The organism is Paenibacillus intestini (assembly GCF_030803945.1).
In the GTDB taxonomy this organism is placed as follows: Bacteria; Bacillota; Bacilli; order Paenibacillales; family Paenibacillaceae; genus Paenibacillus; species Paenibacillus polysaccharolyticus.
The window spans coordinates 496,705-517,524 of sequence record NZ_JAURUN010000001.1; the positions used below are offsets into that span (position 1 = coordinate 496,705).

At 43.7% G+C, this 20,820-nt stretch carries 15 protein-coding genes; 12 read left to right on the forward strand and 3 right to left on the reverse strand.

What is annotated here, in order from left to right; genetic code table 11:
• Positions 1-159: 159 nt before the first annotated feature.
• On the forward strand, positions 160-915 hold the full coding sequence (locus J2T16_RS02215) for an SDR family NAD(P)-dependent oxidoreductase (protein WP_090916407.1): 756 nt from the start codon (positions 160-162) through the stop codon (positions 913-915).
• A 152-nt stretch (positions 916-1,067) separates the two neighbouring features.
• Here J2T16_RS02215 and J2T16_RS02220 read toward each other — a convergent pair whose 3' ends face one another.
• Both J2T16_RS02220 and J2T16_RS02225 read right to left on the reverse strand, forming a co-directional pair.
• Positions 1,068-1,415: a ribosomal protein L7/L12 gene (locus J2T16_RS02220; protein WP_499017692.1), complete on the reverse strand. Its 348-nt coding sequence runs from the start codon at positions 1,413-1,415 to the stop codon at positions 1,068-1,070.
• Between the two features lie 26 nt (positions 1,416-1,441).
• Positions 1,442-2,659, reverse strand: a complete 1,218-nt coding sequence (locus tag J2T16_RS02225; protein ID WP_499017693.1) for a cytochrome P450 family protein — start codon at positions 2,657-2,659, stop codon at positions 1,442-1,444.
• A gap of 188 nt (positions 2,660-2,847) precedes the next feature.
• On the opposite strand from J2T16_RS02225, the gene J2T16_RS02230 reads away from it, so the two are divergent.
• The 11 genes from J2T16_RS02230 (at position 2,848) to J2T16_RS02280 (ending at position 20,301) form a co-directional block, all read left to right on the forward strand.
• On the forward strand, positions 2,848-3,825 hold the full coding sequence (locus J2T16_RS02230) for an aldo/keto reductase (RefSeq protein WP_499017694.1): 978 nt from the start codon (positions 2,848-2,850) through the stop codon (positions 3,823-3,825).
• 493 nt (positions 3,826-4,318) lie between these two features.
• Positions 4,319-5,419, forward strand: a complete 1,101-nt coding sequence (locus J2T16_RS02235) for an ATP-binding protein (protein WP_499017893.1) — start codon at positions 4,319-4,321, stop codon at positions 5,417-5,419.
• On the forward strand, positions 5,407-7,848 hold the full coding sequence (locus J2T16_RS02240; RefSeq protein WP_499017695.1) for a DUF5682 family protein: 2,442 nt from the start codon (positions 5,407-5,409) through the stop codon (positions 7,846-7,848). The genes J2T16_RS02235 and J2T16_RS02240 overlap by 13 nt, the downstream gene beginning before the upstream one ends.
• A 26-nt stretch (positions 7,849-7,874) precedes the next feature.
• On the forward strand, positions 7,875-9,035 hold the full coding sequence (locus J2T16_RS02245; RefSeq protein WP_167375640.1) for a VWA domain-containing protein: 1,161 nt from the start codon (positions 7,875-7,877) through the stop codon (positions 9,033-9,035).
• A gap of 25 nt (positions 9,036-9,060) precedes the next feature.
• Positions 9,061-12,621 (forward strand): DUF4132 domain-containing protein, encoded by a 3,561-nt coding sequence (locus tag J2T16_RS02250; protein WP_499017696.1) that lies wholly within the window; start codon positions 9,061-9,063, stop codon positions 12,619-12,621.
• Between the two features lie 10 nt (positions 12,622-12,631).
• Complete coding sequence (locus J2T16_RS02255; protein WP_499017697.1) at positions 12,632-14,530, forward strand: hypothetical protein; 1,899 nt, start codon at positions 12,632-12,634, stop codon at positions 14,528-14,530.
• Positions 14,517-14,795 (forward strand): hypothetical protein, encoded by a 279-nt coding sequence (locus tag J2T16_RS02260; protein WP_154959260.1) that lies wholly within the window; start codon positions 14,517-14,519, stop codon positions 14,793-14,795. Before J2T16_RS02255 ends, J2T16_RS02260 begins: the two co-directional genes overlap by 14 nt.
• A gap of 280 nt (positions 14,796-15,075) precedes the next feature.
• On the forward strand, positions 15,076-15,618 hold the full coding sequence (locus J2T16_RS02265; RefSeq protein WP_154891848.1) for a sigma-70 family RNA polymerase sigma factor: 543 nt from the start codon (positions 15,076-15,078) through the stop codon (positions 15,616-15,618).
• 16 nt (positions 15,619-15,634) lie between these two features.
• Positions 15,635-17,023 (forward strand): hypothetical protein, encoded by a 1,389-nt coding sequence (locus tag J2T16_RS02270; RefSeq protein ID WP_154959259.1) that lies wholly within the window; start codon positions 15,635-15,637, stop codon positions 17,021-17,023.
• 97 nt (positions 17,024-17,120) lie between these two features.
• A complete protein-coding gene (locus J2T16_RS02275) occupies positions 17,121-19,631 on the forward strand; it encodes a WG repeat-containing protein (protein ID WP_221789551.1) in 2,511 nt (836 codons plus the stop codon).
• Positions 19,632-19,896: 265 nt separating this feature from the next.
• The gene (locus J2T16_RS02280) at positions 19,897-20,301 is read left to right on the forward strand and encodes an RDD family protein (RefSeq protein ID WP_221789552.1); all 405 of its coding nucleotides are present in this window, start codon (positions 19,897-19,899) and stop codon (positions 20,299-20,301) included.
• A 42-nt stretch (positions 20,302-20,343) separates the two neighbouring features.
• Here the strand turns inward: J2T16_RS02280 and J2T16_RS02285 are convergent, their stop codons facing one another.
• A complete protein-coding gene (locus tag J2T16_RS02285) occupies positions 20,344-20,775 on the reverse strand; it encodes an Asp23/Gls24 family envelope stress response protein (RefSeq protein WP_499017698.1) in 432 nt (143 codons plus the stop codon).
• Positions 20,776-20,820 lie beyond the last annotated feature (45 nt).

Sequence of the window (20,820 nt, forward strand, 5' to 3'; positions counted from 1 at the left end):
TGGGTAGTTATGATTTGGTTTGTTTTTAATTCAATTGTTTATTAAAATAGGTAAAGTCAGGAAGGAGTTATTTCCTTGCTGACCTACATAGCTCATCCATATAAGGCCGAGGAATGAATAGGTACAATCACAAATGACACGTAATCGGAGGAGATCATCATGAGTCACGCAGGAAAAGTAGCCATCATTACGGGAGCAGGAAGTGGATTAGGTCAAGCCGCAGCACTGAAACTAGCAGAGCAAGGAGCTTCCATCGTTGTCGTAGATTTGGTGGAAAAGACAGGTCTTGAAACGGTGAAGCAGATTGAACAGCTGGGTAGCAGGGCAATTTTTGTTCAGGCCGATGTAAGTAAAGCTGCTGAGGTAGAGAATTATGTGAAAAAGACGATTGAAGAGTTTGGCCGGATTGATATGTTTTTCAACAATGCGGGAATTGCCGGCCCAGGGATCAAATTAATCGAACATACCATTGAGCAATTTGACCAGATTATTGATATTAATTTGAGAAGCGTATTTTACGGATTAAAATATGTCATTACCGAAATGCTCAAAACGGGTGGAGGTTCCATTGTGAATACAGCTTCTACCGCTGGAATTGTGGGTGTTCCGGCAGTTGCTCCGTATGCGGCGACCAAACATGGTGTTGTTGGTTTGACGCGTACAGCAGCGATTGAATATGGCAAGGAGAACATTCGCGTGAACGCGATTGCTCCAGGGACGATTGAGACACCGATGGTTGTTCAATTCGGTAAAGATAATCCGGAGGTTTTCCAAGCTACAGTAGATAGCATTCCATCCGGACGTCTCGGTAAGCCGGAAGAAATCGCTAATCTGGTTTCTTTCCTGCTCGGAAACGATGCACCGTACATCAACGGAGCTGTATATCCGATCGATGGTGCGGTAACTGCTCAGTAAGAAGTCAGGGCGCCATGAAAAAGAGTACTCAAAAGAGGAACTGTATGCGTTAATCCGCTCAGTTCCTCTTTCATTTTGAGGGCGATACAATTCAGTGTTTTTAGTTCACGATGTTTAGTATAATCAAACCCTCATATAATAGATCGCTTTGGTCAATTGTGTTCCTTTCGATCTAATGCTTCAACATAATCTTTCGCTTCTTTTAAAGAAAGGCTGCGGGCTTCACGAAGTTTTTTAATGGCTTGAATTTTGTTTCCACCCCGTACCATTGCAAGCAATTCCTGATCCAACTCCGTATTGATATCGAATCCGCTCTGAGGAAAAGAGTCTGTGCCTGTATATGAAGAGGAGGATGAAGCATTTTGGACAGAAGAAGCGTTCATGGCAAAACGATTTGCATCGAGAGACGAACCGTTTTGAAGTAGCTCTACCTCTGATTTCAGCTCATCTACCTGACGTTGCAGATTGCCGAGTTTGGACCAGAGAATTGGAATAATCAACAGGAATACCACGAATAAGAAACTGCTCATTTCAGTAGAACCGGAATTTCCTTGACGCCGCGAACGACCATGCCCGGTCTCCATTCCAGTGTATCCACATCTTTTTGTAACTTCATGTTAGGAAAGCGATTGATCAGCGTACTCACGGCAATTTCACCTTCAAGTCGGGCCAGCGGTGCACCGAGACAGAGATGAATACCTTTGCCAAAAGCGAGGTGCGCACTTTTCTCACGTGTGATATCGAATACATCCGGATCTTTGAATTGCTCTTCATCACGATTCGCTGAATCCAGCGCCACAACCACAAGTTCACCTTTGGTAATCTGCTGCCCACGAAACTCCATATCCTCTGAAGCCCAGCGTGAGGTGCTGAACTCAACTGGTCCGTTATATCTCAGCATCTCTTCAATGGCTTGATGGATCAGTTCAGGCTCCCGAATTAACAAATCTCGTTGTTCCGGATGCTCAAGCAGGGCCAGAATACCGTTTCCAATAAGATTTACAGTGGTTTCATGTCCAGCAATAATAAGTAGTGAGACCACACCAAGCAATTCTTTTTCGGTCAATTGCTCCCCGGATTCTTCGGCAATGACTAGCTGGCTAATCAGGTCCTGGCCAGGTTCTCGACGTACTTTGGCGAACCAATCGGTCAAATATTCGATGAACTCCCGTTCATGTTGTTGGAATAGTTCTTCATTCTTGCCGGTGGAAGCCTCAATAACGGTGTTGGACCACATGCGGAATTGATCACGATCCTCAAGCGGCACGCCGAGAATTTCACTAATCACAATAATAGGCAGCGGAAAAGCAAAGTCATCGATGAGATTCATCGTTGCTTGCGAAGGCAACTTGTCAAGCAGATCATCGGCAATGCTCTGGATATGACTTCTCATATCTGCGACAAGTTTGGGAGTGAAAGCTTTTTGTACCAACCCCCGCAAACGACGGTGATCAGGTGGATCGGAGAACAGCATATTTTTTGAAAAAATACTCTTGCCCTCTGTCCCGTATCGTTTGACTATGTCTTTGCTGAAGCGAGAATCTTTCAAAATCTGAACAGCATCCTCATATCGAGAAATGATCCAGCCAAACTCTCCACTCGGAAACATGACTTTAAAGATGGGGTCATCTTTTCTTAATTTTCCATATACCGGATAAGGATTTTGAGTAAATGATGCTGTGAAAAAATCTGGGCTGGAGGTCTCGTTGCTCTCATTCGTCTCATTAGATTCATTTGGATTCAAATGTGTAATCTCCTCTCCTTAGCAATAAGATATGTCACTTTGTAATTATTCCATATGTAAAGGTTCGAAACCTTGTTTTTCCATGATAAAAATGTGAGCGATGCAGGAATATCGTGTTGGACTCAAGAAGACAAGATAGGAAGTCAATAATACGTTTTCAAAAATAAAAAAATGAGGGGTGTACGGAAATGTCATATAGACAGTTGCCTTTACATGATCATCAAATTCCCGCGAGTCCTATTGTTCTGGGGTGTATGCGCTTTGGAGGAGATTGGGATGGAGCCCCCATTACTGAGGATTTGGTGGTCGGAGGCCGTCAAGCGGTAGAAGCCGCACTGGAGATTGGCATTAATCATTTTGACCTGGCGGACATTTATACACGTGGGAAAGCGGAGCATGTATTTGGGCGGATCTTATCTGAAAGGAACGGACTTCGGGAACAGATCATTATTCAATCTAAATGCGGAATTCGGCTGGTAGGGGATGATGAGGGGCCACAGCGTTATGACACATCAGGGGCACATATTATAAAGAGTGTTGACGGGATTTTATCCCGGCTCGGCACGGAGTATCTGGATATTTTGCTGCTGCATCGTCCCGACCCACTTGCCCATCCGCAGGAGATCGGAGAAGCGCTGGCTAAACTTCATCAGGCTGGAAAAGTAAGAAACTTCGGCGTGTCTAATATGGGTTCTGAACAGATCCGTTTGCTTCAGATGCACAGTCGTATGCCATTCATCGTGAATCAACTGGAGATGAGCCTTGATAAAATCGGTTTTGTAGAGGCTGGCGTAACCGTGAACCGTGCGCAGGCGAAAGAAAATGTTTTCCCATACGGTACGATGGAGTACTGCCAGGCAGAGCTCATTCAGTTGCAAGCTTGGGGTCCTCTCGCACAGGGAAGATTTACAGGCAGGGCGATTGAAGGACAACGACCCGAGATTGAAGCAACGGCAGAACTGGTGGCTCGTATTGCTAAAGAGCGTGGTGTCACGAGTGAAGCCATTGTACTAGCTTGGTTAATGAAACATCCAGCCGGAATTCAGCCGGTGATTGGTTCGATTCGTCCAGAGCGGATTCTCGCTTGTCGTGATGCGGCTCAGGTTGAACTCACACGGTATGAATGGTACGAGCTGTACTCGTCTTCGTGCGGACGGAGAATGTAGTGTCTACATAACAGGATATATGTTTTCATATAGTCGCTAATCTAGCGGCTTTTTGTTTATGGCTGTAGCCAGTTGAGTGCGTGAAGTGAGCGACAATATGCCGCCAATTATGCGGGTGGATGAAACACAGGAAGCACAGTTCTGTGTTTTGCATTCTTTTCTTTTTATGCAGTGATTAGAAGAGATGTTGGATTGTTTATAAGATTGTAGTGCCCTATCTCTGAAGTCCGGCCGTTAGTGTTGATAGGTAGAACTATATGCCTAAGCGATATTCCAAAGGATAGAATGAGAAATTGCTCTATTCTAGAGGTAGACCGGGAGAGAGGATTCACATTTGTGCGGTGATGTAAGTCCTTGGACTTAGTCAAAAGTGCAGGTAAGAAGGACGTTTCAACCATTTTTGCCCGTTTTCAGACTTAATAACTTACGGCTGTGATAAAATGATGTGAATAGGAACATACGATCTGTTTATTTGAGAGGAGTCATCTTGATGATAGAGATGCTTAAACCGCCTGCGGAGACATTATACGAGGCTGAGTTAAGGGCGTTACAACAGGAGGATCAGGGTCATCGTCCGCCCAACTGGTTATTATCTCCAGCTAATGTGCGGGATTTTATTATTGGTCGAGATAAGCCAGCGTTGCTGGATGGAGAGAAGATCACCATTACACGTAAATTCTACGGGAATGATGTGTTGATTGAACGTGCAGTTGTTACCCTTGCAGGAAATCGCGGGTTGATGCTTGTCGGTGAGCCCGGTACAGCAAAAACTATGCTCAGTGAGTTGCTTACGGCAGCGATCTCGGGTACCAGTCTGAATACCATACAAGGTACGGCTGGAACAACGGAGGATATGATCAAGTATTCCTGGAATTATGCGATGCTTTTGGACAAAGGGCCTTCTGAAGCAGCTCTAGTGCCTTCCCCGTTATATAACGGCATGAAAAAAGGGATTTTAACGCGATTTGAGGAAATTACACGTTGTCCGGCTGAAGCACAGGACAGCTTAATTAGTATTTTGAGTGATAAAGTCATGAGCATTCCAGAACTTGATGGGGGTGTGCTTTTTGCCAAACCGGGATTCAACGTCATTGCTACGGCAAACATTCGGGATAAAGGTGTAAATGAGATGAGCGGCGCACTGAAGCGACGTTTTAATTTTGAAACGATCAGACCGATCCAGAATGTGAAGATGGAAGCCAAAATCATTGAATCTCAGGCGAGAAACCTGTTATTACATAGTGGAATTGATACCGAAATTCAAACCGACGTGGTGGAGTTGCTGGCAACTACATTTATGGAGCTGCGAACAGGCATGTCACGTGAAGGGTACAAGCTCGATACACCTCAAGCGTCCATGAGTACTGCAGAAGCCGTGTCGGTATATGTGCAGAGCGCAATGACATCGTACTATTATGAGGGGAAATCTATTGCGCTGGATCGGTTGGTACAAAACATGCTGGGAACCATTGCAAAGGAAAGCGACAAGGACCTAGGCATTCTCAAAAACTATTTTTCCAAAATTGTCAAAGCTCGCTCTGCCGAAGAGGAGATTTGGAAAAATTATTATGAGGAAAGAAAATGGATCGGTTAGACCAAGTAGAGCCCGCCGACGTTGTTGGTTTATCGGATGTTACGGATTTCAATCAGCTTCAATCCTTATTCAATACGAGTGTATATAACTTAAATAATCGAACGGTTTATTTTCCAATACGACATCATAGTCCAGCTTGTTCTCATCATCTGTTGCATGTCATCGGAGATTACAAACCCGATATCATTTTGATTGAAGGGCCAGAAAGCGGTAATCCCCTGATACCTGTACTAACGGATGAAGCGACCTTGCCTCCGGTCAGTCTCTATTATACTTACGAAGATGAATATGGAAGAGAAGCCTGTTATTATCCGATGCTCCGGTATTCACCCGAATATGTTGCGTTGAAGGAAGCCCGCCGGCTTGGCATTTCGGCACAATTTATAGATTTGGATTATCGGCATGTATCCAGAAACACGGAGAGTCCTTCGCAAACAAAACAGAAAGAAATCTCCGTTCAGGACGAAACACTGCTAGCCAGTTCAGATTTTATTAACCGTTTATGTGAGAAAACAAACTGCCGCAGTTTTGATGAACTATGGGAAAAGGTGTTTGAGATCGGGGGACTACAGAAACCCACCTCTGCCTTTGTGCAGGATGTTTTCACGTATTGTACATTATCCCGAATGTGTTACACCCCGGAGAGGCTGATGACGAGTGGTGACCTGGTGAGAGAAGCCCATATGGCGAAACGAATCAAGGAAGCTGAAGAGCAGTATCAGCGTGTGCTTGTAATTACGGGAGGTTTTCATACTTTTGGGTTAGTGAATTCTACTTTTCAGGAAAAGGAAACCAAGGGCAATTCGACTCAGCACGATACATCTGATTCAGGAAATGTTCAAGAACAGGTGTATCCGATGGTGTATACATTTGCCGAAGCTGATCGATTGAATGGCTATGCCAGCGGTATGCCTTATGTGTATTTTTACGATCAAATCTGGGATCAACTGCTCCATACTTCACGTTCTCCTTACCGTGTAACTACACTGAACGTGTTATCCAGATTGATGCGCAAGCTGCGAGAACGGGAAGAACATGTTTCCACGAGTGATGCCATTGAGGCATATAGTATGATTCAAGGTCTGGCGGAGCTTCGAGGCAAGCAGGAAGGCGGAGTGTACGAGCTGATGGACGCGGCCCTCTCTTCATTTGTCAAAGGAGAGCTTACACTTGCCACCGACAAGCCGCTTCAGGAACTGCAACTTCTGTTGACCGGAGACGCCATCGGGAGCGTTGCACCTAATGCTTTTCATATTCCAATCATTGAGGATTTTAAAGCGCGATGCACAGAATTCAAACTTCAGATTCGAACAACGGGTCAACACAAAAAGGTACTTGATCTGTATGCCAAGCCGGAACATCGTTTGATTAGCCAGTTGTTTCAATGCATCTCTTATCTTGTTCCCGAGTTCGCGAAGCGACAGGCGGGACCGGATTGGATCGCGCAGCGTGATATGAATCTGGTTCGTGAAACGTGGGAATACATGTATTCCTCACGAATTGAAGCGCGGCTTATTGAAAATTCTTTATATGGCGGAACACTTGCCACAGCAGCTACTCGAAAGATGGAAGAGCAGATGCGAGATATACCTGATCATCACAGCGGTGAACTTGCTCAAAAAATGCTTCAGGCACTGTTAATGGGACTTCAGGAGACAGCAATGCAGCTGTACACCAAGGTTCGTGATGCTCTGCGGAGAGATGGACATTTTCTGTCACTATGTAACAGCTTAACGATTTTGAATCGGATTCATCAGCATCGACGGCTACTAGGATTATCGGATGACCCTCATCTTCCTGAGTTAGTATCTGAAGCTTACCGTAACGCGGTGGACAAGCTGCAACAGCTTTCGCGAACGAATGCGGACGAGCATGAAGGTATTATTCAGGGAATAAAGCTACTTGCAATGCTGGCCGAGTCTGCCGAAGAGCAATTCCAGGATACGGCATTTCGAAACCATTTGCACGAGCTCTTGTCGGATTCGAAGCTTCCAGCTCAGCTCGAAGGGGTCTGTATCGCTATTGCTTCGGGACTTGGTGATCGATCTAGAGAAGAGATCGTGGAGCGTGCCCGCGGGTATATCCGGGGAACGCCGGAACAGACGCGTCAAACGGCTTTATTTTTACAAGGTGTGTTTACCGTGGCTCGAGATGCATTTCTATATGAGGACCAGCTGTTACAAGAGCTAAACGGGTTAATTGAGCAGTTATCCTATGATGATTTTATTGCTATGATTCCAGAACTACGTCTGGCTTTCACTTATTTTACGCCAATGGAAACAAATCTGATTGCCGAGCGTGTGGCCAATCTGCACCAAGTGAGGTCGGATGAAATGTTGATGCCTGCGCTGGACGAGCAACTACTTATTCGTTACAGAACGCAGGACGAGGCGCTTCGAAAGGAGTTTGCTGCATGGAAGTTAATATAAATAATGCCCGTCGCGGCCAGGACGAAATGTTGCCAGAGTTGTCTTCCTCGGAAGAACGAAGTGCTGTAGAAACTTTGAACCGTTGGCGCCTGATTTTGGGGGAATCTGCAGAGGAAGGTCTTTGTGAATCGGATCAATATAAAACGGGTGAATTTCAGTATGTTGAATTGGACGAGATTCTGGGGTACCTCTATAACCGTGAATACGGTGAAGAACAAGGTTACCGAAAAGAGGGTGGACGTGGTTCATCCGAGCTTACCGTACCCAATTGGTTACACAAGGTCAGAGATCTTTTTCCCAAATCAACGGTCGAAATTTTGGAGAAGCAGGCACTTGATCGTTATGGACTGACGGAGCTCTTAACCGATAAAAAACTGCTGGAGTCCCTTGAGCCTAATATGAACCTGCTCAAAAACATCATGCAGTTCAAAGGGCGAATGAAGGGTGATGTACTGCGGAGTGCAAAAGATATTGTACGCACAGTGGTTGAGGATCTGCGCAGGAAGCTGGAGTCTCATACTCGGGCCAGTATTATGGGGAAACGCAGTCGGTACGCATCCAGTTCGGTGCGATCCCTGCGCAACCTGAACTTTAAACGAACGATTACTCGTAATCTTAAAAATTATGATAAACACAAACGAAGGTTTGTGATCGATCGACTTTATTTTGACGGGAATTTAGAGCAACACAATAAGTGGAACATCATTATCGGTGTAGATGAAAGCGGTAGTATGATGGATTCGGTGATTTACAGTTCGGTCATGGCGAGTATTTTCTATCGTTTGAACGCATTACGCACAAAGCTGTTCATCTTTGATACCAAAGTTGTGGACCTGAGCGACCGACTTGAGGACCCCGTAGATGTATTGATGAATGTGCAACTCGGTGGAGGAACCCATATCGCCAAAGCGCTACGTTATGGGGAGACGCTGATTGAGAATCCTGGAAAAACGATCTACATTTTGGTGAGTGATCTGGAGGAAGGTTACCCGATTAATCAGATGTATCAAGCTTGTAAGGATATTATCGATGCGGGATGCAAGTTGCTTGTGCTTACCGCTCTCGATTTTAACGGAGATTCGGTGTACAACAAACATGCTGCACAGACTTTAGCCAATATGGGGGCACATGTAGCAGCGATTACACCTAATGAACTTGCCGAATGGATCGGCGAAATTATCACTTAAACATACTTTTAGGAGGAATAAAATCATGCTTACCGCAGACCGTGCAGTAGAGAGTTTGGTTGAAAAGTTCGCTTCCATTTGTTCAGATGACTACTCGCTCAAAACAGATCGCAGCTCCGAAATTATCGATTACGTCATGGGTGCAACCGAAAAGTTCCCTGAGATGATGGGTAAAGCGAGTCATTATGTTTATCGAACGGTAGAAGCTCTGTCCAAGCTTGGAAAAAAAGATGATGGAGATATCTTTTTTCGTGCCGGAGCTATTGCCATGCATTTGGAATCGAATTATTTCCGTAGAAGCCCTTGGGGGGTTAACGCATTCACAGCTTGTCTCGGTGATGATTCGGAGGCTTACGGATTAAATGGGAAAAGCAAAAGTTCGGATCGGATGGGAACCTTGTTATCTCGTTTGAAGAAAATGAAGCAATATGCGGGTGAAGAAGAAATTCTCTCTGAGCTTAAGAGGCGCGTGAAGCGAGCACAATGGCTATTCGATTCCAAAAAAGCAGATAGTCAGGGTAATTTCAGAGATGTGATTGATGCCATGATGCTTGTTCATTTGTGTGTGCAACCGGATGTGGAGTTTGCGAATAAACAAGAGATCGAGGATATGAGTTCCGTCCTGCCCGAGTTGTTCCAGCATATTATGTCTAACGATGCGGCAAAGCTTCATCAAGAGCTATACCGCTTGATTCAACCTTTGGTTGCAGGCAACGTTCAAGGCAAACAAAACAGTTCGTCACAGTTGCTGGAAGAGGAATTCCTGAAACAGAAACGTAGCGAATTGATTGCCAAGCATTATCCAGAAATCACTTATTCCGCGAAACATCATGTTTCCCATGCCGAATTCCATCAGACGATGGTTTTATTGAGCAGTGCAGTCTTGTATCTGACGAATATCAATGGAGGAAAGCAACGCTTTCTGGATAACGTTAGTGATGTTGGCAAGGTACTACTCGAAGTCATTCATCACCTCCATGAATTGTATCCGATGGAGGTTCGTAAGTATTTACTTAGTATGAACCCTCGTTCAAGAAGTGAAGATGATCTGCTGTCCGGGCTGATTCCTCTGAACGAGCCCTATCAATTGATTGAAATGATGCAACTCGAATTGAATTCGTACCGCGTGTCTTGGATTATAATCAAGGCGGCAATTGCCAATCAGCCGGAGCACGCCAAACGAGCATATGAGATTGTCAGAGCACCATTCCTGAAGTTATGTCTTCATAAAATGATGTTAGATCAAGATATCAATGGAATTCAACCGGAAAACACAATTGAAGAGGCTGTATTCCGCGTGTTGCGTCAACCGCTCGAAGGTGGGAGACAAGGTCTTGCCATTGCGAGATATTTAAGTGGTGAGTACACTCTTGAAGAGTATTGGGAAGACAAGGACAGCCGTGGATTGTTTAATCATGTCAATCGGGACCGGAAGCGGATTAACAATCTCATTAGTATCAGCTTCCTGCCAATTGATTCGGAGCCAATGCACCGCTTTGCGATTTTGCTAACTCATCCGGAATGGACGCTGGATATTGTTTCGGACATGTATCATTCTTATGCTTTTAGTGGTGAGCAGATTTTGAATACGTATGGTGACGATCCTCAGGTGAAACGAGAACAACTGCTGACTAGTCTGATTTCGCTGAATGGTATGACGGATTATACGTATCAATCGATGCCGCAGGATGAGTATCGCCGTATTTTACAGCAAAACCTGCAGTACGCATTGAAGCAGTATAAAAAACTGCCAACGGATACACGTCTTTTAACGCTTGAGGTTGCATTTGAGCAGAGAGCTACCCTGCCTAAGCAACAATTGGTAGCAGCTATTCAGGCAGGTTTACAGGATGCTTCTAAACGGGCGAGCAGTATTGCTTTGGCCGAGTTCAATCGGGTTCCGGATCAAGAACTGTATATGATGATCTACCGTGCGGAGAAAAAGGCTTCGATTAAAGAAATGGCGCTAACGGCGATCCGCAGTCTGGATAACAGTAAGGAATTATATACTGAACTCTTGCAAAATGAGAAAGCCACCGAATGGAAAAACCTGATTCAAATTCTGCTTGATACAGCTGAGTTAAGTCCTGAATATGCACACGCAGCACTTGCTGACTTGGCCGATGCCAAGAAGATGTCCCGCATCAGCTGGTTACCTCTCAAGGAACTGCCAGCTTTAATCCGTTCAGCGGACGGTCAGCCTCTGGATGATCGGATCAAACAATATGTATTACTGCAATCGATTGATCATGGGTCTGGCCCGAATGAGCGGTTAAATGAATTGCGAGAATATGTAAGCGAAGCTTCACTTATTCGTTTTTCAAAGGAACTGTTACAGCTATGGATTCAGGATGGTGCACCTGCGAAAGAAAAGTGGATCATGTATGTTTCCGCACTGTTCGGCGATCTTCAAATTGTTCATATATTGACCCCACAGATTAAGGAATGGACAGAGAATAGCCGTGGGGCTATAGCAGCCGAGGCAGTGAAAGTACTCGCATTTCTAAAAGAACCTGCCGCACTCATGGCGATTGATAAGGTTAAACGCAGTGTCAAGAACCGTCAGGTAAAAGGCGCAGCCGAAGAGGCTTTGCAACTTGCAGCAGAAAATATGGGATTGACTGCAGAGCAACTTGAAGATCGTCTAGTCACTTCCCTCGGTTTTGATGAAAAAGGCACGTTACAGCTTAGTTACGGTGAACGGTTCTTCCAGGTCAAAGTTAATGCCGATCTACAGGTTGTGGTCGTAAACGAAGAAACAGGTAAAGCGGTCAAAAGTTTGCCTGCTCCGGCACAAAAGGATGATCCTGAGCTCGCGGCAGAATCCAAGGCACGTTTTACCCAGTTGAAGAAGGATCTGAAAACGATGGTTACGATCCAGACTGCACGCTTGGAAGAGTCTTTATCCAAACAGCGTTTATGGACAGCTGAGGAATGGACTTCCCTATTTGTAGACAATGTCATCATGCAGAAATTTGCCGTTGGATTAATCTGGGGCATTTATGAGCAGGGTGAGTTAATCCATACATTCCGTTATATGGAGGACGGTACATTTAATACGGTGGACGAGGATGAAACGGATCTGCCATCAGGAGCTCAGGTGGGTCTTGTACATCCGCTTGAACTGGACCAGGATACGCTAGAAGGCTGGACTACTCAGCTTGAGGATTATGAGGTCAAGCAGCCGTTCGAACAATTGAAACGTCAAATCCATTTAATTGAGGATGAAGATCGGACCAAGACTGAATATGATGGTCTTCCAGAAGAGGAATTTTCACCAACAGCTCTTCCGAAAGCATTGGAGAAATACGGATGGATTAAAGGTCCTGCGCAAGATGGCGGCTGGTTCAACGAGTTTTACAAAGAGTACGGTGAGATTGTTGCCGAACTTCGGTTCAGCGGTACAAGTATTACGTATTATGAAGGGATGGACGACGTGACGCTGGAATCGTTACATTTCTTCAAACCAAATGGCAAGAGACAGCACTATTATTATGCAGATAACAAATCCATTCCTTTGGGCCAAATTTCAGGCCGAGTATTCAGTGAGACTCTCTATGATATTTTGAGAGCAACGGGGCGTTGATTTGGTGGTTATGAACGATTTCAGTGAATTCAAGCAGAAGTTTAGGCACTTTTCAAAATTGTGCACAGAGGATTATCTCATTCGTTATGCGAACAAGGGGCTATATAAAAGGGCGCTTAAAGAGCTGGATCAAGGTGTACAAGTACAGTACACCTGGAATACAGCTTCAGTGAGCTGTCAGCTAAGTGAGGGTATCGAGTGTACCCTATATGCTACGCTGGATGAATGGCAGTGTTCCTGTCCCTCGGAGAATATCTGCAAGCATGTATTGATTGCGATTCTATATGACCAGCGTCAGCAGATAACTGAAAACAGTGCTATGGGCGAGGATATTGTGGAAGTTGTGCAAGTTGCCAAGCCTTCAGCAGACATTCCTGCATCTTCCCCGTCAGCCTTGGATGTAATACCATCTTCTGCTGATTTTGCATATCCTGACACTATTAAAGAATACGAACTTCAGACGCAGGATAAGTTTCATCAGGTTAACGAGTCAGAAAGGCTGGATTACGATTTGCAGTCTCATGCGCCGGAGGGGAATGTCCGTTTTCGCTGGATGCTTGAAGCCGATCTTACTCCCATCCTGAAATCATATTCTTCGACGATGGTTGAAGAGATCGTTTTTCGTTTACGTTATCCCGAAGACATTCAAATCATGGAAGACACACTGCTCACTGTACTTTTAAAAAGTCAGAATATAGAGGTTTCCTTCACAGAAGAACCTCAGCTGACCAAAGCTTTATGCAAGTTAAAGCAGACCGCGGGAAAAATGGCCAAGCTTGAAGCTTTGCTGAGATACCGTATGTATCATGGGGTGGATGATACGGATGCTTTGAGTGTCCGCGCATATGAGCCCAAGTTCTCGCTTCAAACGATTAAGGAGTGCCGCAAAATGTTGGCAGGCATGCTTAGGACAGGGCTTGCCAGACTACCTCAGTCATATAATGCGCAGCTGGAGACGCTGGCCATTGCTGCACATAGTGGTAACCTTCCAGAGATTGAACGTAGTTTACGCGGCATTCAGGGAGAGCTCCAGCTTTTTTTCAAACGTCATGTACGTTTCTCCATGCAGACGATGCTGGATCGTATAAGTAAGCTGTATCTCGCGCTAGAAGTGCTTGAACAAGGCGAAATCCCTGTTAGGCAACAAAGTCAGCTGGTTGGCAGTTTCCGAAGTAAGTACTTTACCGTACCTTCACTGCATCTCTATGGGCTAGGCGCAGATTCTTGGGAGACTCGGTCAGGATTTCGCGGAATTACGTATTATTTCTATTGCTTTGATGATGGGCAGATCTATACGTACAGTGATGTACGTGCGGTGTATTACGAGGATCAACAATTCTCGTATGCGGAGCATTATGCATCGTTTACCCCCTGGTTGCCAAGTTTGACATTTAGTCAATTTACGGGAGAAGAAGTTCAGTTTCAGTCGGTTAAAGTGAATGAAGAACGACGAATTTCTTCAGGTGATGGAGCGAAACTGACTATTTTACCACGAACCGGAGTGACTGAGGTTCATTTTGGAGAGTACCTGCTAGACATACCTGCAGCACTTGAACGGGAGCCCGATTCTATTGATCTATTCACTGAACCAAAAGAACGGTTGGCATTAATTGAGGTTGCCCGTATTACAGAGCATAGTTTCAACAAACAAACGCAGGATCTGATCCTTATGGTGGAGAATATTGAAGGGGCACGGTTGCCTCTCACACTTCCATACTCATCGGATTGGCAATCTATGATTAACAGACTCGAATCAGGATTTGGTTCTCAAAAACTTGAACATTTTTATGCATTTGTTCGAATAGAAACGAAACGTATTAGTCCAATCAGTTTTCTAAAGGGCCAGACGTTGCTAAGCTTGAAGCTGGATTCCAGTAGTGGAAGGATGGGACGTTTTGGAAGAAGATAGTGGATTGATACAGCAGTTATCCGATTGGTCTGAAGAACTACTTCTTCGGGGGTTATCTCAATTTTCGATTCGAGATACGCAACTGCTTGAGCAACTGGATGCCAACGCGCAGCGATTGCAGATGCACTTCCTGCATGAATTGATCAGTGGTGTTCTAGAGGCAGGGCGCAAAGTGGCACTAGGCGAAGCACAAGATGAACGGCTCTTGGATCAATATTGTCGTCTGAGTCAATATGTTCAGCTTAGTGTACAATCACAAACTTGATCTCTCTAGTTAACTTGTTTAACGTTATGGCTGATTTAGAGAGCGATGAACAGTGTTAAGTCTGTACTAAGGTATGGTATGAAGTAATTCTTGGGCTGGTTGTAGTCCTAATTCGATAGAAATAATCTAAAAAAATTGCAGGTGGCTGAGCCCCTGCGATTTTTTTGTTGTTGAATGTGAGTAAAAGTGATTTGATCAACGAATATATGTAGGAAGCTCATGTTTACGAAATAACGTTGCAGTCACAGGGGATGAACATGGAAAGGAGGCAGATGTAATTGTGAAGGAAGAACAGATCAGGAAGGCCATAGTGAATCGCAATCCTGAGGCTATGGAATGGGTGATGAATCAATACGCAGGATTGTTGTGGACGATTGCACATTCTATTCTCCAACATGTTTCCAATGAAGAGATCGAAGAATGTGTAGCAGATACTTTCTTCACATTCTGGCAGCATCCAGAGGCGTTCCAAACAGAGCGAAGCAGCCTAAAAAATTATCTTGCGACAATTGTAAAACACAAAGCGATTGATCGTTACCGGAAAATAAATCGAAGATCCGAGATTACATATGAAGAGCACATTCATTCAATAGAAACGGAAGATGTTTTACTACAGCTTATTCGCAAAGAGAATGATATAGAGCTTGATCAAATGATTCATTCTTTCCCGGAACCTGAACGCGAGATCATGAAACGTCGTTTTTATAATGGTCAAAAGCCACATGAAATTTCAGAAGATCTGTCGTTGCATGTCAGACAAGTCCATAACAAACTGTATCGTTCCAGACAACGTTTGAAAACATGGTGGAACAATAGGAAGTAAAAAAGGAGGTGATCCTATGGGGAAATCCAAAAATCAATTCAACGAGCAACACCTATCCAATATTAAGAGACGGTTTTATGACAAAATAACGAAGGCTGAATTAGAGCCGAATGTTCTATCTGAATCATCGTTTAGCGGACTTAAACAAACACAAAGAAGTATAAGCAATCGGAGAAGATATCGTAAATTCATTTATATTCCTGTGACCGTAGCGTTATCTCTATGTATATTTACTGGTGCAGCTGCCGCGATCGGGATTCTTGACCTGACTTCAGTTCTTCATTTTTTGGGAGTAGATCGAATTGCTATTCTCCAGCCAGTTCATCAGGAGAGTGAAGATCAAGGAATACATGTGGAGGTTATCGGGGCAGTTAGAGATGGGGATACAACCGAAGTTTATGTTTCTGTATCCGATCTGATAAGTAACCGTATTGACGAGAATCTCGATGTGTATGATTACAGATTAACTGGAGGAAAAGCAAGTAATGCTCAAATTATTTATTATGATAGAGCCGCCAAAACAGCAATTGTTCGATTTGTAACCCAGGGTAAAGTTAGTACCAATCGGATGACTGTCCGCATAAATACTTTGATGTCGGGAGCGGCTAGGAAGGATGGCTATTCCGTCCCTGTGGACTGGAAATCATTGTTACAACAAAAAGAGAAAAACAGTTACGAAATGTTGAATTCAGATCAAATCAGCGGACTTGGTGGTGAAATTGCAAATGAAATGGATAAAGATTCGTTCCAAGTACTGCGAAAGGATCAAACGAACATTGCCATTCAGGGTGTGAACTGGATGTATATATCTAATATCGGCTTCGTTAATGGAAAGCTGCATGTGCAGATTAATCCGGATAATGAGGTGGGTGGATATAATCATGGATTTTTCTATTTCATAGATGAACAAGGTCATAGGCTCGATATTCCTGAAAACTCCATCAGCTACGGTTATTATATGAAAGATGGCGTAGGTTATGGTGGAGATTATATCGAGTATATATATGATATTTCATCAGTTAAAGCACTAAATAAGCTTAAGCTACGAGGCAGTTTTACAAATATCGGTGAAGTTATTCAAGGTAAGTGGGAAACGAGCTTTAACCTGAACCAGCTTAACAAAAGTAAACGTGGACATGTAAACCTGGGTAAGAATTCAGGCACACAAGTGGAAGCAACTCTTTCACCAATCGGTATTACGTTAACAGGCGAGGCCTTAGGCATGATTCGTATGGAGGACTTGAAAATCGAATTGCAGCTGAAGGACGGCACAAAAATGTCTGCTTTAACCGGTTTTATTCAATTGCACAATGATCTGGTCAAATGGATATCTTCTAAAACCATTCGCGTAGAAGATGTAAGCAATCTTGTAATCAATGGACAGAAGGTGAATTTAGAAGAGTAATAGGATGAAGTAGAGGTGTCACAATACATTTTCATGTCATATCCCGAGTTATGTTGCATACCATTAGGCGAATGCGGTCATAAGGGAGGAAGCGGAGATGTCGATGAGTGAACCGCTATTACTGCAAATTGTAAATCAACATATTCCGGCGGGGGCAACGGTCATTACGATAGATAAGCCAATTCAACATCCGGCAGTGTATGCGGCTGATCTTACAGGTGATGGAATGCCTGAGATTTCTACAGTGTATCAGTTGAATAGTGAATTGTATCTGCTTATATTAAAATTCGTTCAAGGGCATTGGATTAAAATGGCTTTGACAAAAGGATTAGGTTATGGCGTTACGTTACTGACAGCAGCGCCTGTAACTTCAACGGCAAGAAATAATCTAATCGTAGGCTGGCAGATTGGAGCCATTTGGTCAAAACTCGCTGTATATGAGTGGACCGAATCCGGTCTTACGGACATTGCCCCAGACGATTTGTATTACAGCTACGCTGAGATTGTGGATATACCTGGCGTTCACGGGCGAGATGGAAAGGTAGAAATAGCGCTCTGGATTCATGACACTGGTGAAGCTTATCGAGTGGAGATTATTCGGTGGCAGCAGAATCAGTGGGTTCCAGCAACAGATGTATACCGAGCCTATTTTCCTAAAGTCGTGAAATATTATGAGCAGTTAACGAAGCAGTATCCCGATTATGTATTCTATTGGTATTATCTTGCGGATGCCCAGTTTTATGCCGGCTCCTATCCCGTGGCACTCATTTCGGTTCAGGAAGCGCTGCGTTTTCCGGAAGCGTATCCTTCAAGAGAGAACTTGCTTGAACTAGAGAATAAAATAAAGCAGGCGATGACTGCAACGGCAGGCACACATGCCAGAGTGACAACGTGGTTATATCCCGTCTCTGTTCGAACAACAAGCGGGACGCGCTGGGGTTATATGGATGCACAGGGACATATCCGTCTAGAGCCGGTGCTAGAAGACGCTCAGGCGTTTCAGCCTAACGGATTGGCAGTCGTCGTTAAGAACGGTCGTGCCGGTGTCATCAATCTTCAAGGGCAGTATGTGGTTCAGCCTGTGTATGATTCCATTAATTCTTTTTCCGAAGAGCGGGCCATGGCCATTGATTCTCAAGGGTTTAAAATGATCAATGAGCAAGGTACCGTGCTCACCAAACGAACTTATCCGTTTATCGCAGATATGCATGAAGGCAGAGCGATGTTTTATAATGAAAATCCGAATCAGACGAATGGATCATCTAGCTTGTATGGATACCTGGATGCTTCAGGAAATGAAGTGATCCAAGCGCAATTTGCTTCAGCAAATGATTTTCAGCAGGGTAAAGCCGTTGTACAGATTAAGGATCAGGAATACGCCCTTATTGATCGGAACGGAAATCGATTAGCGACTTACCCATATGCCTATGTAGGGCCGCTAGGGGATGGTTTGCTTGCTTTTCAAAAAGAATCCTCTGGAAAATATGGGTACATCGATGAACGGGGTAACATTCGTATTCAGCCTAAGTTTACTTCTGCATTTGCTTTTAACGATGGGCAGGCTATTGTTAATACTGCAGAGGATTACAAATCGAACTATGGTGTCATTAATATGCAGGGATCATTTGTGATTCAACCGGCTTATAACGATATTCGGGAGCTTGGGGAGAACAGGTACGCACTCGGGAAAGCCATTGATGCAGAACAACCTTACATCGGCTCGTTGTATGCAATCGCTGAATTGAATGGAAGAATACTAACGGAGTTTTTCTATCGTAATGTGGAAAATTACAAACATGGTCTTGCATCTGCATCAGACGGAAATCAGACGTATCTTCTGGATTTGAGCGGTAGACCGGCTCCAGGATATCCTCGTGTAACAGGGGCAGGATCGATGGAAGTGGTGGCGCCGGATCTGATTAAAGTGTTTGTGGATCAACGTTTATCCTATGTGGACCGGGCTGGACGTATGATTTGGCAACAGAATACGATCGTACCGCTACATCCGCCTTATCAGGTGCGTGAAGAGAAGTATAAACCCAACCGGGATTATCTCGTTTATTATCCGCAGGTTGACGGATTAGCCAATCAGATAGAGCAGGGTAAGCTTAATGCTAAGCTGAAAGAACTTTCCCAAGTAAAACCGATTCCTGCAGATCAACAACTGGACTATACTTATACCGGTGATTTTGATATAACTTTCTATCAGAAGCAATTGCTCCAACTCCAGTTGACGGGTTATAACTATCCAGCAGGAGCTGCACATGGGATGCCAACGATGGTGTATGCCATTATTAATCTAACCGACGGTCAGCTCTATGAATTGAAGGATCTGTTTAAGCAGGACAGTGATTATGTGAAGGTATTAAGCCAAATTGTAGGGGACCAGATCAAAAATGATCCGCAGTATTCGTATGTTTTTCCAGATACGTACACTGGAATAAGTGCGGACCAGCCTTTTTTTGTGACGGCAGATGCACTACATCTGTATTTCAACCCTTATGATATCGCGCCATATGCTGCGGGATTCCCGACCTTTACGATTCCGTTTAGTCAGATCATGAGCATTATTAATACAGAAGGATCATTCTGGAGAGCATTTCATTGATGATTATAAGAGCAGGGTAAATATACTTCCAGGCCATATGTGTAATATGGCTTTTTCTTTATTTTGGAAGTAATAGAAGAGAGGGATTACGCGAAAAGGTGAAGTCTAAACATATTAAATGCATCTATATAATAGTTAATAATTTCACAAAGTGGGAAGAAAGATATTTGGGAGATAAAAATGAATAATATGAACCAAATGGTATATATTTCTTGTATAATATAAATAACCATGCATCAAGGTATGACAAAATAGTTTGGAGGAAATGATTTTGTACAAATCAGGTTTTTGGATTAGGCTTGCAGCGAGTTTCTTGGATGGACTTATTATTGGAATACCAACAGTAATCATCGCAGGTGTGCTTACTGGTAATTATGATTCAGATGAACCAATTGCGAAGATATTAAGTTCGTTATATGCGATTTTTTTACCTGTTTATTGGTATGGCCGAACGGTTGGTAAACGAATTTGTGGGATTCGAATTCAGATATATGACACACAAGAATCGCCTAAAATTACTACAATGTTAATGCGAGTTTTAGTTGCTGGACTTGTGTACGTATTGACGCTAGGTATTGGAATTATTGTGAGCGCGTTTATGGTTGGTATGCGAGAGGATCGTCGTGCAATACATGATTTTATAGCAGGAACAGAAGTTGTGTGGGATTAAGTTAAAAATGAGCAGAACCGCAATGGGATATAAATTATAAATTCATAGCGGTTCTTTTAATTTCCTAAGTACTGTTTCACAAAACTCGTATTTTGTACATATGTATGTGTAGTACATTTGAATGTTGTGAAGATCCACATACTCGATTGCAAGGTCAGCTATTTTGAGATTAATTGCAATAATTTTCAGTCCTGTGAAATCCTCTACTACTTCTTTCACTTTATATTGCAGCTCCCTACATACCTCATGCAAACGCATGCCATATTGGACTATAATGCTTAAGTGAATATCTATGCCTTTATCATGTTCACGCAGCTCAATTCCAGCAGTGTTACCAGTCAATTTGCTAGTGATGGATCCGATATAAGTCGAACTTAAAACAAGCCCATCTGTCATATCCAGCGCCATATTTACAAATTTAGATATAGTCTCTTTGGAGAATGTAGTTTTCCCTAGTCCTGTTTGAATTAGCATGATTACCATCTCCTTGTTTTCCTTATAAAAATATCTTCAACAATC

Excerpts from the sequence above, each read along its gene's own strand:
- J2T16_RS02215 (WP_090916407.1), top strand. The coding sequence starts at position 160 with ATGAGTCACGCAGGAAAAGTAGCCATCATTACGGGAGCAGGAAGTGGA.
- J2T16_RS02230 (WP_499017694.1), top strand. The coding sequence starts at position 2,848 with ATGTCATATAGACAGTTGCCTTTACATGATCATCAAATTCCCGCGAGT.
- J2T16_RS02240 (WP_499017695.1), top strand. The coding sequence starts at position 5,407 with ATGGATCGGTTAGACCAAGTAGAGCCCGCCGACGTTGTTGGTTTATCG.
- J2T16_RS02245 (WP_167375640.1), top strand. The coding sequence starts at position 7,875 with ATGTTGCCAGAGTTGTCTTCCTCGGAAGAACGAAGTGCTGTAGAAACT.
- J2T16_RS02250 (WP_499017696.1), top strand. The coding sequence starts at position 9,061 with ATGCTTACCGCAGACCGTGCAGTAGAGAGTTTGGTTGAAAAGTTCGCT.
- J2T16_RS02255 (WP_499017697.1), top strand. The coding sequence starts at position 12,632 with ATGAACGATTTCAGTGAATTCAAGCAGAAGTTTAGGCACTTTTCAAAA.
- J2T16_RS02270 (WP_154959259.1), top strand. The coding sequence starts at position 15,635 with ATGGGGAAATCCAAAAATCAATTCAACGAGCAACACCTATCCAATATT.
- J2T16_RS02275 (WP_221789551.1), top strand. The coding sequence starts at position 17,121 with ATGTCGATGAGTGAACCGCTATTACTGCAAATTGTAAATCAACATATT.
- J2T16_RS02280 (WP_221789552.1), top strand. The coding sequence starts at position 19,897 with ATGATTTTGTACAAATCAGGTTTTTGGATTAGGCTTGCAGCGAGTTTC.
- J2T16_RS02285 (WP_499017698.1), bottom strand. The coding sequence starts at position 20,775 with ATGCTAATTCAAACAGGACTAGGGAAAACTACATTCTCCAAAGAGACT.